Source organism: Pseudomonas sp. BP01 (assembly GCF_022760795.1).
Lineage (GTDB): Bacteria > Pseudomonadota > Gammaproteobacteria > Pseudomonadales > Pseudomonadaceae > Aquipseudomonas > Aquipseudomonas putida_Q.
This window is the reverse complement of record NZ_JAFBKA010000001.1, coordinates 413,271-427,478: the sequence shown is the minus strand read 5'-3', so window position 1 is coordinate 427,478 and position 14,208 is coordinate 413,271. Positions and strand designations below refer to the sequence as shown.

At 63.0% G+C, this 14,208-nt stretch carries 13 protein-coding genes; 8 read left to right on the top strand and 5 right to left on the bottom strand.

Annotated features, from left to right (window positions below; all coding sequences use genetic code 11):
* Positions 1 to 35 precede the first annotated feature (35 nt).
* The 3 genes from JOY50_RS01975 to JOY50_RS01965 all read left to right on the top strand — a co-directional run bounded on the left by JOY50_RS01975 (position 36) and on the right by JOY50_RS01965 (position 3,790).
* A complete protein-coding gene (locus JOY50_RS01975; protein ID WP_138737785.1) occupies positions 36 to 713 on the top strand; it encodes a response regulator in 678 nt (225 codons plus the stop codon).
* Positions 710 to 2,056 carry an ATP-binding protein gene (locus JOY50_RS01970; protein WP_132846475.1) on the top strand — a complete coding sequence of 449 codons (1,347 nt, stop codon included), beginning with the start codon at positions 710 to 712 and terminating at the stop codon, positions 2,054 to 2,056. The genes JOY50_RS01975 and JOY50_RS01970 overlap by 4 nt, the downstream gene beginning before the upstream one ends.
* Positions 2,057 to 2,467: 411 nt before the next feature.
* A complete protein-coding gene (locus JOY50_RS01965) occupies positions 2,468 to 3,790 on the top strand; it encodes a dicarboxylate/amino acid:cation symporter (RefSeq protein ID WP_016488678.1) in 1,323 nt (440 codons plus the stop codon).
* A 74-nt stretch (positions 3,791 to 3,864) separates the two neighbouring features.
* Here the strand turns inward: JOY50_RS01965 and tsaA are convergent, their stop codons facing one another.
* From tsaA to JOY50_RS01945, 4 genes are all read right to left on the bottom strand, one after another.
* Positions 3,865 to 4,557, bottom strand: a complete 693-nt coding sequence (gene tsaA / locus JOY50_RS01960; RefSeq protein WP_132846476.1) for a tRNA (N6-threonylcarbamoyladenosine(37)-N6)-methyltransferase TrmO — start codon at positions 4,555 to 4,557, stop codon at positions 3,865 to 3,867.
* A gap of 6 nt (positions 4,558 to 4,563) precedes the next feature.
* Positions 4,564 to 5,025: a DUF1456 family protein gene (locus JOY50_RS01955; RefSeq protein WP_132846477.1), complete on the bottom strand. Its 462-nt coding sequence runs from the start codon at positions 5,023 to 5,025 to the stop codon at positions 4,564 to 4,566.
* A 47-nt stretch (positions 5,026 to 5,072) separates the two neighbouring features.
* Entirely contained in the window at positions 5,073 to 5,783 is a 711-nt protein-coding gene (locus JOY50_RS01950) for an rRNA pseudouridine synthase (RefSeq protein ID WP_132846478.1), read from the bottom strand.
* A gap of 77 nt (positions 5,784 to 5,860) precedes the next feature.
* A complete protein-coding gene (locus tag JOY50_RS01945) occupies positions 5,861 to 6,313 on the bottom strand; it encodes a GNAT family N-acetyltransferase (protein ID WP_138737788.1) in 453 nt (150 codons plus the stop codon).
* 209 nt (positions 6,314 to 6,522) lie between these two features.
* Between JOY50_RS01945 and JOY50_RS01940 the strand changes: the two genes are divergently transcribed.
* From JOY50_RS01940 to JOY50_RS01925, 4 genes are read left to right on the top strand one after another with little or no spacing between them, the layout of a single operon-like run.
* Positions 6,523 to 7,215, top strand: a complete 693-nt coding sequence (locus JOY50_RS01940) for a hypothetical protein (RefSeq protein ID WP_243054679.1) — start codon at positions 6,523 to 6,525, stop codon at positions 7,213 to 7,215.
* A gap of 57 nt (positions 7,216 to 7,272) precedes the next feature.
* On the top strand, positions 7,273 to 8,067 hold the full coding sequence (locus JOY50_RS01935; RefSeq protein WP_238342469.1) for a DUF6502 family protein: 795 nt from the start codon (positions 7,273 to 7,275) through the stop codon (positions 8,065 to 8,067).
* Positions 8,064 to 9,812 (top strand): DUF5666 domain-containing protein, encoded by a 1,749-nt coding sequence (locus JOY50_RS01930; RefSeq protein WP_243054673.1) that lies wholly within the window; start codon positions 8,064 to 8,066, stop codon positions 9,810 to 9,812. Before JOY50_RS01935 ends, JOY50_RS01930 begins: the two co-directional genes overlap by 4 nt.
* 54 nt (positions 9,813 to 9,866) lie before the next feature.
* Positions 9,867 to 10,616 carry a hypothetical protein gene (locus tag JOY50_RS01925; RefSeq protein WP_063427445.1) on the top strand — a complete coding sequence of 250 codons (750 nt, stop codon included), beginning with the start codon at positions 9,867 to 9,869 and terminating at the stop codon, positions 10,614 to 10,616.
* Between the two features lie 71 nt (positions 10,617 to 10,687).
* On the opposite strand, the gene rimO is transcribed toward JOY50_RS01925, so the two are convergent.
* On the bottom strand, positions 10,688 to 12,019 hold the full coding sequence (rimO, locus tag JOY50_RS01920) for a 30S ribosomal protein S12 methylthiotransferase RimO (RefSeq protein WP_063427443.1): 1,332 nt from the start codon (positions 12,017 to 12,019) through the stop codon (positions 10,688 to 10,690).
* Between the two features lie 236 nt (positions 12,020 to 12,255).
* Here rimO and JOY50_RS01915 point away from each other — a divergent pair, with 236 nt between their 5' ends.
* Positions 12,256 to 14,166, top strand: coding sequence for a potassium transporter Kup (locus JOY50_RS01915; protein ID WP_019473350.1), 1,911 nt, complete (start codon positions 12,256 to 12,258; stop codon positions 14,164 to 14,166).
* Positions 14,167 to 14,208: the final 42 nt, after the last annotated feature.

Below are 14,208 nucleotides of genomic sequence, written 5' to 3'. Positions count from 1 at the left end.
GGGCCGGTACACGCAATATACACAAGGAGCTGCACATGAAACTGCTGGTGGTCGAGGACGAAGCCCTGCTTCGCCATCACCTCTACACCCGTCTGGGCGAAAGCGGCCATGTGGTCGAGGCGGTCGCCAATGCCGAGGAGGCGCTGTACCAGGCCGGGCAGTACCACTTCGACCTGGCCATCATCGACCTGGGCCTGCCCGGTATCAGTGGCCTGGAGCTGATCACGCGCTTGCGCAGCCAGGACAAGACCTTCCCCATTCTTATCCTCACCGCCCGCGGCAACTGGCAGGACAAGGTCGAGGGCCTGGCCGCCGGTGCCGACGACTATCTGGTCAAACCGTTCCAGTTCGAAGAGCTGGAAGCGCGGCTGAATGCCCTGTTGCGCCGCTCCAGCGGCTTCACCCAGTCGACCATCGCCGCAGGCCCCTTGGTACTGGACCTCAACCGCAAGCAGGCCACCCTTGATGACCAGCCCTTGGCGCTGACCGCCTACGAATACCGCATTCTCGAATACCTCATGCGCCATCATCAGCAGGTGGTGGCCAAGGATCGCCTGATGGAGCAGCTGTACCCGGGCGACGAGGAGCGCGACCCCAATGTCATCGAAGTACTGGTGGGCCGCCTGCGCCGCAAGCTTGAGGGCGAGCACGGCTTCAAACCCATCGACACCGTACGCGGCCTGGGCTATCTGTTCACCGAGCGCTGCCGATGATCCGCTCGCTGCGGGTACGCCTGATGCTGGCCGCCGCAGTATTGGCACTGCTGTTCATGCTGGCGCTGCTGCCGGCCTTGCAGAAGGCCTTTAGCCTGGCCCTGCAGGAATCGATCGAGCAGCGCCTGGCTTCGGATGTGACCACGCTGATTTCTGCCGCGCGTATCGAGGATGGCGGGCTGCAAATGCCGACATTGCTGCCGGACGAGCGCTACAACCTGCCCTATACGGGCCTGCTCGGTTATATCTTTGACCGCGATGGCAACCTGGTCTGGCAGTCACGGGCCACCGCCGATCGGCACATCAACTACCGCCCGCGCTATGACGGGCGCGGCAACGAATTCGCCCGCATTCACCAGGGCGATGGCGAAGAGTTTTTCGTGTACGACGTCGAGATCAAGTTGCTGGGGGGGCAAAGTGCTGCCTACAGCATTGTCGCGCTGCAGCCGGTGAGCGAGTACACGGCCACCCTCAATGGCCTGCGCGAGAAGCTCTACCTGGGCTTCGGTGCTGCCTTGCTGGCGCTGATGGTGCTGCTGTGGGCTGGCCTGACCTGGGGCCTGCGCTCGTTGCGCCGGCTAAGCCACGAGCTGGACGAAGTGGAGTCGGGGGCGCGCGATGGCCTGAGCGGCGAGCACCCTCGCGAGCTGCTGCGCCTCACCCGTTCGCTCAACCGCCTGTTGCGCAGTGAGCGTGAGCAGCGTACGCGCTACCGCGACTCGCTGGACGACCTGGCGCACAGCCTGAAGACGCCGCTGGCGGTGTTGCAAGGCGTGGGCGAAAGCCTGCAGCAGCGCAGCGGTGAGCGCGAGCAGGCGCGGGTGCTGCAAAGCCAGATCGAGCGCATGAGCCAGCAGATCGACTATCAGCTGCAACGCGCCAGCCTGCGCAAGAGTGGCCTGGTGCGTCACAGCGTGAGGCTGCGGCCGTTGCTCGACAGCCTGTGCAGCACCTTGGCCAAGGTATACCGCGACAAGCAGGTGAGCGTGGCACTGGAACTGCCCGATGCGGCACAGGTGCCGATGGAGCAGGGCGCCTTGCTGGAAATGCTCGGCAACCTGCTGGAAAACGCCTACCGCCTGAGCCTGGGCCAGGTGCGGGTGAGCCTTGAGCAGGCGCCCGGGCAGTTGATCTTGTGTATCGAAGACGATGGGCCAGGGGTGCCGGCCGATCAGCGTGAGCGCATTCTGGAGCGCGGTGAGCGGCTGGACAGCCAGCACCCCGGGCAGGGCATCGGGCTGGCGGTAGTAAAGGACATTGTCGACAGCTATGACGCCGAGCTCAGCCTGGGGGATTCGCCCTTGGGCGGGGCTGCGTTCAGGATCACCTTCCACCTCGATTGATTTACTGGCGTTGCCGGCCTCTTCGCGGGTAAACCCGCTCCCACAGGCTCCGCACCGCTTTCAGACCCTGTGCAGTACCTCTGGGAGCGGGTTTACCCGCGAAGAGGCCAGTTCAGGCAAATCGCGATGGGCGGATTCCCGCCATCCCCCCTGTACAAAACCCGCCACCGGGCGGAAATCCGCCAGCCTTCCTCAGGTAAATCGCCCTGTCGTTGGGCATTTATCCCTTGCAAATGCAGCCTTTGCACCCTTCATGGGCATTTTGGCACCACCCTTGCTAATGATCCTGGCAGAGGCCTGCCCAGGCAGCTCGAACACAACGACAAATCCCTCCAAGTGCAGGAGGGTTAGCGATTCAAGTGCCCCATCACCCTGGGAAGGGTGAACCGGCACACTTGAGGAAAATGAGCCATGACGACACGTCAGCCGCTGTACAAATCCCTGTATGTCCAGGTGATCGTTGCCATCACCATCGGCATCCTGCTCGGCCACTACTATCCGGAAACGGGCGTCGCCCTCAAACCCTTGGGTGACGGCTTCGTCAAACTGATCAAGATGGTCATCGCCCCGATCATCTTCTGTACCGTGGTCAGCGGCATCGCCGGCATGCAGAGCATGAAGTCGGTCGGCAAGACTGGCGGCTACGCGCTGCTGTACTTTGAAATCGTCTCCACCATCGCCCTGATCATCGGCCTCGTCGTCGTCAACGTGGTCAAGCCAGGCGCTGGCATGCACATCGACGTCAGCACCCTGAACGCCAGCAGCGTGGCTGCCTACGCCGCCGCCGGCGCGCAGCAGACCACCGTCGGCTTCCTGCTCAACGTCATCCCCAACACCGTGGTCGGCGCCTTCGCCAACGGCGATATCCTGCAGGTGCTGATGTTCTCCGTGCTGTTCGGCTTCGCCCTGCACCGCCTGGGTAGCTACGGCAAGCCGTTGCTGGACATGATCGACCGCTTCGCCCATGTCATGTTCAACATCATCAACATGATCATGAAGCTGGCCCCGATCGGTGCTTTCGGCGCCATGGCCTTCACCATCGGCCAGTACGGCGTGGGTTCGCTGGTGCAACTGGGCTACCTGATGGCGTGCTTCTACATCACCTGCCTGCTGTTCGTGCTGGTGGTGCTGGGCGGTATCTGCCGCGCCCACGGCTTCAGCGTGCTCAAGCTGATCCGCTACATCCGTGAAGAGCTGCTGATCGTGCTGGGTACTTCCTCCTCGGAATCGGCCCTGCCACGCATGCTGGCCAAGATGGAGCGCCTGGGTGCGAAGAAGTCGGTGGTGGGCCTGGTCATTCCGACCGGTTACTCGTTCAACCTGGACGGCACCTCCATTTACCTGACCATGGCTGCGGTGTTCATCGCCCAGGCCACCGATACCACCATGGACATCACCCACCAGATCACCCTGCTGCTGGTGCTGCTGGTGGCTTCCAAAGGTGCTGCCGGCGTGACCGGTTCGGGCTTCATCGTGCTGGCCGCCACCCTGTCGGCTGTTGGCCACCTGCCGGTAGCGGGCCTGGCGCTGATCCTCGGCATCGACCGCTTCATGTCTGAAGCCCGCGCACTGACCAACCTGGTGGGCAACGCCGTTGCCACCGTGGTCGTGGCCAAGTGGGTCAAGGAAATGGACAACGACAAGCTGGCCTCCGAGCTGGCCTCCGGTGGTGCACCGCTGGTCGATACCCGTCCGACCGATGACCTGGGCGTGGCCGAAGGCCCGGCTCGCTGATCGCGCGGCTGTAGAACGAGAAAGGCGACCTTCGGGTCGCCTTTTTCATGTGCGCTGTTCGCGTCGGTGCGCGGTCAGGCCAGCACCACCTCCAGCACCCGGATCACCTCCGGCTGAGGGTAATGCCACCTCACCTGCACATCCCAGAACTTCACCCCGTACACCCGCTCGGCCGGTGGTACCTGGTAGGCCGGGCGCGGGTCTTGCGCCAGGCATTGTTCGATCAGTTCTACCAGCGGTTCAGCCAGGCGCAGTGCGTGCTCGCGGGCCTGGGGCAGGGCGTTGTCGCCCCACTGCACGGCAATCGCGGCGGGCGCATTGCTGGCCATCTGGTTGCTGGCGTCTGCAATGCTGTCGGCATACGGCACATAAGGCTTGATGTCCAGCACCGGCGTGCCATCGAGCAGGTCGATCCCGGACAGCAACAGGCGCCCAGGCTCTACACCCTCCAGGCGTACCACCGACTGGCCGATGCCGTTTGGCCGGTGGGTTGCACGGGTGGCGAACACCCCCATGCTCTTGTTGCCGCCCAGCCGCGGTGGCCGCACTTTCAGGCGCGGCTTGTCCTCCAGGGCCTGGTGGAACAGGAACAGCAGCCAGACATGGCTGACCTGCTCCAGGCCTTCGACCGCATCACCCTGGTCGAACGGCGGCAGCAGTTCGAGCACGCCGCGCGCTGCAGGCGCCAGTTGGGGCTGGCGCGGGATGGCGAATTTTTCCTTGAAGCAGGAGCGGACAATGCCGACCGGGGCAACCGTATGCTGCATGGCCACTCAGCCGCGCACGCGCTGGGTCAGGCCTTTGAGGAAGTTGCGCAGCAACTGGTCGCCGCATGGGCGATAGTTTTCGTGGCCGGCCTTGCGGAACAGCGCGCTGAGTTCAGGCTTGCTGACCGGGAAGTTGACCGACTTGAGGATCGCGTGCAGGTCGTCTTCCTTGAGTTCGAAGGCCACCCGCAGCTTCTTGAGGATGAGGTTGTTGGTCACTGGCAGCTCGACCGGCTGCGGCGGGCGGCTGTCGTCCTTGCCGCGGCGGTGGATCACCAGGCCATCGAGGAAGTGCGCCATTACCCGATCAGGGCAACGTACGAAGCCTTCCTCTTCTTCCTTCTTCAGGTAGGTGGCCAAGACCTGGGGGTGCACTTCGAGGCCGGAAAGGCTGATGATCTCGGCCATCTTGGCGTCGTTCACCTTGAGCATGTAGCGCAGGCTGCGCAGGACGTCGTTGTGGTTCATTGCTGCAGAATCCTGTTCAGGTGCCACGCTTGTGCGTGGCGTGTTGCTTAGAAACGTTCGGTAGTCGCCACGTAGCGCCATTGGCCGAGGGGCAGCTTGCCCATCGACACACCGCCCAGACGAATGCGGCGCATGCCGACCAGTTCCAGGCGCAGGTACGCGCACAGCTCGGCGATCTGCCCAGGCTGGGGGTTTTTCACGACCATGCGCAGGTGGGTCTCGTTCTGCCAACTGGCCTTGGCCTTGGGCAGCTCGCGGTCATTGCGCATGGCACCACGCGCCAGGCGTTCCAGCGCCTGAGGAGTGGTCTCGCCGCGCACTTCGACAATGAACTCCTGCTCCAGTCGACGCAGGTCGGCCTCGATCTTGCGGCTTACCCGCCAGTCCTGGGTGAATACCTGCAGGCCGCTGGCGCCGCGCTCGAGCGGTGCCACGCAGGCCTGGCGGTTAAAGTGCCCATGCAGGGCGCGCACGCCTTCGCGGTGCGCCTCGCTGAGGTTGTCCATGTTCATGCTGGCGCGCGCGCTTTCGCTGTCCACACCGGCCGCTTGGTTGAGCAGCAGGGTGACCGGCTCCAGTGCTTCGACGCGGGCACCCGGGAGCAGCGCGACGTGCTGGTGTTCGACCTTGAACTGCGGCTGCTCGACTACCACGCCGTCGACCGTGACCCAGCCACCTTCGATATAGAGCTCGGCATCGCGGCGAGAGCAGCCAAGTTGCTCGATAAGGCGTTTGGACAGGCGGACGGGTTCGGACATGACGGCAATTCGCAAAGGCAGGGAAAGGCCAGCATTGTACCTGCCTGAGCGGCAGAGGGGCTGGGAATCTGTGTCATTTACGCCATTTTGCCAAGGCGCATGTGCAGCAGAGGGTAGGGCTGGCCCAGGCCGTCGGTTTCCGATCGGCCGATGACCTCGAAGCCTTCGTGCAGGTAAAAGCCCAAGGCCTGAGAGTTCTGCTCGTTGACGTCCAGGCGCTCGGCATTCAGCTCGTCGATCGCATAGTGCAGCAGGCGCTTGCCCACCCCTTTGCCGCGGTACTCAGGTGCAACAAACAGCATGTCCACGCGCCCGTTGGCGACCCCGGCAAAGCCACAGATGCGTTGCCGGTCCTTGCAGCAGATCAGCATCACTGCGTCGAGGTAGCGGCGCAGCACCTGTTCGCGCAGTAAAACGATGTAGCCCTCTGGCAGAAAATCGTGAGTGGCACGTACCGAGTCCTCCCAGACCTGCACCAGCTCGCCGTAGTCGCGCAAGTGCGGGGTTTGTAGCGTCAGTAGCGATGGCATGCCGGTGGTCCTCCATGGCGATCAGGAAAACATAGCAGGCCAACCACCGGTCGGCTTGTCCTCGCGGCGCTTGAAGCGTGGGGCGCAGGGGTCTATTAGTTAAGCGTGGGAAAAAATCCCACACAAAGAAATGAAAACACTGAAAACAAGATTTCTGCTGATTTGGCGTTCTCGTGGCGACGACCTGGAGACGGACTATGCAAATCCACCTGCTGTTCAAGAAGGCTTTACTGGCGGTTGCCGTGGCTGGCGTGCTGTCGACGTCCATTGTTTTGATCCCTGACTCGATTTCTCATGGCTCCAGCGCCTACGCCAAAGATGGCGGTGGTGGTGGTGGTGGTGGCCACGGCGGCGGCGGTGGTGGCCACGGTGGTGGCGGCGGAAGCGGCGGAGGTGGTGGCGGCCACGGTGGTGGCGGCGGAAGCGGCGGAGGTGGTGGCGGCCACGGTGGTGGCGGCGGAAGCGGCGGAGGTGGTGGCGGCCACGGTGGCGGCGGCGGAAGCGGTGGTGGAAGTGGCGGCGGTGGTGGCCACGGCAGTGGCGGTGACGGCGGCGGCCATGCCGGCGGCCATGCCGGCAACAGTGGCAGCGGCCATGGCAACTCCGGCCTGGGCCACGCCGGTGATTCAAATGCTGGGCGCAGCGGCAACCATGCTGAAGCGGGTGACGATCATGGCAATCACGTGGGTGGTGAGCCCGGTGACGATCACGGCAATCACGTTGGCGGTGAGCCCGGTGACGATCATGGCAACCATGTTGGCGGTGAGCCCGGGGATGATCATGGTAATCATGTCGGCGGCGAGCCTGGCGATGATCACGGCAATCACGTTGGTGGTGAACCTGGTGACGATCACGGCAACCATGTGGGTGGCGAACCGGGTGATGACAACAGCAGGAGCTGACAGGCGTTGATCAGCCCAACCTTACCCCCCTCGATGTTAAGCGCACTGCGGCGTGTCATGCGCCCGCTGGTGCGCTTGATGTTGCGCAAGGGGGTGTCCTACACGATGTTCGCCGACCTGCTCAAGGATGTGTTCGTCGACGTGGCCGATCGCGAGTTTCGCCTGGACGGCGCCCCGGCCACCGACAGTCGCATCAGCCTGCTCACGGGTGTGCATCGCAAGGATGTCCGGCGGCTGCGCAGCGAAGGTGGCATGGCACTTGAGGCCTTGCCGGCGAACATCACCCTGGGCGCACAGTTGGTCAATGCATGGACCACCCGCCCGCCGTTCTGCTCGGCACCTGGCCAGGCACTGGCACTGCCGCGTTTGGCAAGTGTGGGGGGCGAGTGCTCATTCGATGCCCTGGTGGCCACGGTCAGCACTGATATCCGCGGGCGTGTGGTGCTGGATGAATGGTTGCGCCTTGGCATCGTCCGGCTTGATGAGCAGGATCGTGTGCACCTGCAAGCCCAGGCGTTCGTGCCGCAGAAAGGTTTCGATGAAAAAGCCGCGTACTTCGGTCACAACCTGCATGATCATGCCTGCGCAGCGGTGCACAACCTCAGTGGCCAGGGCCTGCCGTTCTTCGAACGCAGTGTGCACTACGATGCTTTGAGCCCGGCCAGCGTCGAGCACGTGCGTGAAGTGGTTACCAAAGATGGCATGCAGACGTTGCTGGCCTTCAGCCGGCTCGCAGCAGAGCTGGAAAGCGTTGATGAGCCCAGCGCGGAGCAACGTCGGCGGATCACTGTCGGGCTTTATTTCTACACTGAAGCTGCAGACCCCGAATTGTCCAAGACGCCAGGCCCATGACCCCCCTCACGCGCTGCCTCCGTGCCGTTGTCTTTGCCCTGGTCCTGGGGTTGAACCTGGCGGCGCCTGCCGAGGTGGTTGCAGCACCGGTTTGTGTCAGCCGTGACGAAGTGGGCATGGCCGGGGCCACAGGCCTGCAGTTTCCGGGAGGGACAGGCGGTACCGGTGCACGCAATGAAAACGGTGGTGTCGGCGGCACTGGCGCGCCCCTCCCGCAACGCCCTGGCGGCACCGGCGGTACTGGCGCGGTGGCCGAAGGTGTGGACGGCACCTACTTTGATCACGGTAACGGTGGGGTAGGCGGTACCGGTGCGCCGATCCTGCGCCCAGGCGGTACCGGTGGTACCGGCATCGTCGGCACCATCACCGGGTTTGCTTCGATCTGCGTCAATGGCATGGAAGTGCACTATGGCAAAGACGTGCCGGTGAGTGAAAACGGTGCACCCGCCAGCAGTGCTCACTTGGCGATCGGGCAGGTTGTAGCGGTGGAGGCAATTGCCACCCAGCGCGGTCTCCAGGCAGGGCGTATCTCGATCCTCAACGTCTACGAAGGGCCGCTGACGGCGCTCCCCAATGCCTCGGCCCCCCTGCGGGTGATGGGCCAGCCTGTGCGGCTCGCCGCAGGCGCGCGGGTGGCTGAAGGGCTGCGTGCGGGCGAGCCGGTCCGGGTCAGTGGCCTGCGCGATGCCACGGGCGAAGTGGTGGCAACTCGTATCGAACGGGCGCCGGGCCTCAGAGAGGCCAGTGCCATTGGTGCAATCGACCGCCCAGGCAGCCTGCAAGGGTTGGCGCTGGGCACTCGCGTAGCCCCCGCACGGGAAGTGCTGGTGCGCGGCCAGTGGACCGGGCGCCAGCTGGAAGTGGCACAAACCCGTCCAGACCCGAGCCTGCCGTTTGCTGGCCGCGTCCAGCAGGCGGTGGTCGAAGGGTTGGTGCAGCGCGTGCAGGCACGGCAACTGGTGGTCGCGGGTATCAATGTGACGCTGGGGCAGGGCACCGTGGTTGTCGGCAGGCAGCCTGCAGTGTTGGCGCTCGATCAACGCGTTCGGGTCAGCGGCGTGCTCAGTGGTACTCACGAGTTACGGGCCACCCGTGTGGAGTTCCAGGATGACCGTGCTGACAACCCGGACCGAGGCCATTCGGGGCACGGCGGCGAGCACGGCAGCAGTGAGTCAGGCGGCTCCGACAATAGCGGCCATGGAACAAGCGAGGCGATCAGTGTTCGCAGCGAAAGCAGTGATGATCACAGTGGGCGCAGTACCGTTGAAGACGCCAGTGGTCACGGCAGGTCTGAAAGCGTGGACAAGTCTGGCAAGTCAGAGCATGTCGAAACCGTGGAGCAGCCCGAGAGCAGCAACAGTGGGAAGGGTGATCGGGTAGAGAAGATTGAAGTCGAGAAAGTGGAAAAGGTTGAGAAGGTTGAGAAGGTCGAGAAGGTCGAGAAGGTCGAGAAGGTCGAGAAGGTCGAGAAGGTCGAGAAGCCTGAAAAGGTCGAGAAAGTAGAAAAAGTTGAGAAGGTCGAAAAAGTCGAAAAGCCTGAAAAAGTCGAAAAAGTCGAAAAAGTCGAAAAAGTCGAAAAAGTCGAAAAAGTCGAAAAAGTCGAAAAAGTCGAAAAGGTAGAGAAAGTAGAAAAGCCTGAAAAGGTCGAGAAGGTGGAAAAAGTCGAGAAATTCGAAACCATCGAAAGGCCGGAAAAGGTAGAGACCGTCGAAAAAGTAGAGCATCCGGAGCGATCCGGGCGTTAGGCAACTAGGCTGGGGAAGTCCGACCACACTTCCCGAATGGGTACTGAGGTGCAGATGAGACCCGCGCTCCCTCTTTTTGCCTGCCTGCTGTCATGCACCAGTGCGTCGACCGTGGCCGATACCTTCAGCACCGCCATCGGCATGGACTACTCAAGTGGCGACTATGGCACAGGTACCACTTCGGAAATCTGGTACGTCCCCGTGGTCGGCAAATATGAAACCGGCCCCATGACCTACAAGGTCACCGTGCCCTGGTTGCGTATCACCAACCCGGAAGTAGGCCCCAATGGTGACCCCCTGCCCGGAGGTTGCCGGGATGTGGAAAGCGGGCTGGGTGACACGGTCGCCAGCGCCGGGTATGCCCTGCTGGATGGCAGTGACGGCGGCCTGATGCTCGACCTGATCGGCAAGGTCAAATTCCCCACCGCCGATGAAGACCAGTGCCTTGGCACCGGTGAATACGACTACACCGCCCAGGTCGACATCACTCAGGGCTTTGGCCCGGTCACAGGCTTCGCGACATTGGGCTGGAAGAAGTTCGGCGACCCGCCCGACAGCGACTTTGACGACCCGGTATTTATCAGCCTTGGCTTCGCCCTGCCTGTGGCTGCAGGTACTTCCGCGGGCGCCTCCTACGACTGGCGGCAGAAAGTGGTCTCGACCGGCTCGCAGATCAAGGAGCTCACCCTGTTCCTGACCCACAAGCTCAACCAGCAATGGAAAGTCCAGCTCTATGCGGTCAAAGGCTTCTCTGATGCCAGCCCGGATGCAGAGGGTGGCCTGATGCTGTTTCACACGTTTTAACGAAAAAAGCCCCTGCGCCGGTCATTCTCGCGGGGAATGCCAGGGCAGGGGCTTTTCAGGTTTCCGCCGTTTTAGATGGGCTCTGCCCACATGTCGTATTCGTCGGCATCCACTACACGGCAACGCACTTTGTCGCCTGGCTTGAAGCCATGGTCGCCATCGATGAACACGCTGCCGTCGATTTCCGGGGCATCGAAGAAGCTGCGGCCAACCGAACCCTGTTCCTCGACTTCGTCGATCAGCACTTCGATTTCCTTGCCGATGCGCAGTTGCAGGCGGGCGGTGCTGATGGCCTGCTGGTGGGCCATGAAGCGGTCCCAGCGCGCTTGCTTGATCTCGTCCGGCACTTCTTCCAGGCCCAGGTCGTTGGCCGGGGCGCCTTCTACAGGCGAGTACTGGAAGCAGCCCACACGGTCGAGCTGGGCTTCGGTCAGCCAGTCCAGCAGGTACTGGAAGTCTTCCTCGGTCTCGCCTGGGAAGCCGACAATGAAGGTGGAGCGGATTACCAGCTCAGGGCATTGCTCGCGCCAGTTCTTGATGCGCGCCAGGGTGCGGTCTTCGAAGGCAGGGCGCTTCATCGACTTGAGCACTTTCGGGCTGGCATGCTGGAACGGGATGTCCAGGTACGGCAGGATTTTGCCGGCGGCCATCAGCGGGATCACGTCGTCGACGTTGGGGTACGGGTACACATAGTGCAGGCGTACCCAGGCACCCAGGCTGCTCAGGGCCTCGCACAGTTCGAGCATGCGGGTCTTGACCGGGCGGCCGTTCCAGAAGTCGGTCTTGTACTTGACATCGACGCCGTAGGCGCTGGTGTCCTGGGAAATCACCAGGATCTCCTTGACCCCGGCCTTGACCAGGCGCTCGGCCTCGCTCAGCACTTCACCCACCGGGCGGCTGACCAGCTTGCCGCGCATCGACGGGATGATGCAGAAGCTGCAGCTGTGGTTGCAGCCTTCGGAAATCTTCAGGTAGGCATAGTGGCGCGGGGTCAGCTTGATGCCCTGTGGCGGCACCAGGTCGATCAGCGGGTTGTGGTCCTGGCGCGGCGGTACCACTTCGTGCACGGCGTTGACCACCTGCTCGTACTGCTGCGGGCCGGTGACCGACAGCACGCTGGGGTGTACGTCACGGATGCTGCCTTCCTCGACACCCATGCAGCCGGTGACGATGACCTTGCCGTTTTCCTTGATCGCTTCGCCGATCACTTCAAGCGACTCGGCCTTGGCGCTGTCGATGAAGCCGCAGGTGTTGACCACCACCACGTCGGCGTCCTCGTAGGTGGGCACGACTTCATAGCCTTCCATGCGCAGCTGGGTGAGGATGCGCTCGGAATCGACGAGGGCTTTTGGGCAACCCAGGCTTACGAAACCTACCTTGGGGGTGGCGGGCGTGGTGGACATGACTAACCTCGGTATTGAATGCAGGTCGCCCGGCCGGAATCGCGGGCGATCTTGACGGGCGCTTTTTAGCGCCTCTGATCAAAAAGTGCGCAATTCTAGCGAGCGCAAGGTCGCTTGACCAGCAGAAATACGACGAACGCTGCGCTATGCTTCGCGCCGTTGCGTGAAGGTGCCTTCGGGGGCCTGGCGCGCGAGTGAATACTAAAGGCCGAGATGGCCGTCTGCGGGAGTGGTCGATGGTTCAGGCAAGCAGTCACGCCGAGGGCGGACACGCGGGGAAGCAGGGAGCGGCGCGGTCGCTGGGCCTGCTCGTGGCGGCGGTCGGGGTGGTTTATGGCGATATCGGCACCAGCCCGTTGTATACCCTCAAGGAAGTCTTCACCGGCGGCTACGGGGTGCCGGTCAACCATGATGGCGTGTTGGGGATCCTGTCGCTGATCCTGTGGTCGCTGTTGTGGGTGGTGTCGTTCAAGTACGTGATGTTCATCCTGCGCGCCGACAACCAGGGCGAGGGTGGCACCATGGCGCTGACCGCACTGGCGCGTCGGGCCACGGCGGCCTATCCGCGGTTACGTACGTTGATGGTGATCTGCGGTTTGATCGGCGCTTCGCTGTTCTATGGCGACAGCATGATCACCCCGGCCGTATCGGTGCTGTCGGCCGTGGAGGGCATGGGCCTGGCGTTTGACGGTATCGACCACTGGGTGGTGCCGATTTCGCTGGTGGTGCTGGTGGCGCTATTCCTGGTGCAGAAGCACGGCACCGAGAAGATCGGCAAGCTGTTCGGCCCGATCATGGTCACCTGGTTCGTGGTGCTGGGCGCATTGGGCGTGCACGGTATCTCGCAGAGCCCGGAAGTACTCAAGGCCTTTAATCCGGGCTGGGCGGTCAACTTCTTCGTGGTTCACCCAGGCATGGGTGTGGCCATCCTCGGCGCGGTGGTGCTGGCGCTGACCGGCGCCGAGGCGCTGTATGCCGACATGGGCCATTTTGGCCGCAAGCCGATCGCCCGGGCCTGGTTCATCCTGGTGCTACCCGCGTTGGTGCTCAACTATTTTGGCCAGGGTGCACTGCTGCTGCAAAACCCCGAGGCGGCCCGTAACCCCTTCTACCTGCTGGCGCCAAGCTGGGCGCTGCTGCCGTTGGTCGGGTTAGCCACAATGGCCACTGTGATCGCCTCACAGGCGGTCATTTCCGGGGCATTTTCCCTGACCCGCCAGGCCATCCAGCTGGGTTACATTCCGCGTATGCAGATCCAGCACACCTCCAGCGACGAGCAGGGGCAAATCTACATTGGTGCCGTGAACTGGACGCTGATGGTGGGCGTGGTGCTGCTGGTGATCGGCTTCGAGTCGTCCGGCGCCCTGGCGGCGGCCTACGGCGTGGCGGTGACCGGCACCATGCTGATGACCACCATTCTGGTGTCGGCGGTGATGCTGCTGTTGTGGAAGTGGCCGCCGGTGCTGGCAGTGCCGATCCTGGTGGGCTTCCTGTTTGTCGATGGGCTGTTTTTCGCCGCCAACGTACCGAAAATCATCCAGGGCGGTGCTTTCCCGGTGTTGGCCGGTGGTGTGTTGTTCCTGCTGATGAGCACCTGGAAACGCGGCAAGCAGATCCTGGTGGAGCGCATCGACGAAGGTGCGCTGCCGTTGCCGCTGTTCATCAGCAGTATCCGCATTCAGCCGCCGCACCGGGTCGAAGGGACGGCGGTGTTCCTCACTGCCCGGTCGGATGCCGTGCCCCATGCCCTGTTGCACAACATGCTGCATAACCAGGTGCTGCACAGCCAGGTGGTGTTGCTGACCGTGGTCAGCGAGGACCGGCCGCGGGTGCCGGAGCAGGAGCGCTTCGAGGTGGAGGCTTATGGTGACGGGTTCTTCCGTGTGCTGTTGCACTTTGGCTTCATGGACGAACCGGACGTGCCGGCGGCATTGAAGCTGTGTCACCTGGACGATCTGGACTTCACCCCGATGCGCACCACCTACTTCCTCAGCCGCGAGACGGTAATCGCGTCACGGCTGGAGGGGATGTCGCGCTGGCGGGGCAACCTGTTCGCGTTCTTGCTGAAGAATGCCAACGGTAACCTGCGCTTCTTCAACCTGCCGCTGAACCGAGTGATCGAACTGGGGACCCAGGTCGAGATCTGATTGCCAAGGGCTGCTCTGCAGCCCATCGCCTGCAAGCCAGGC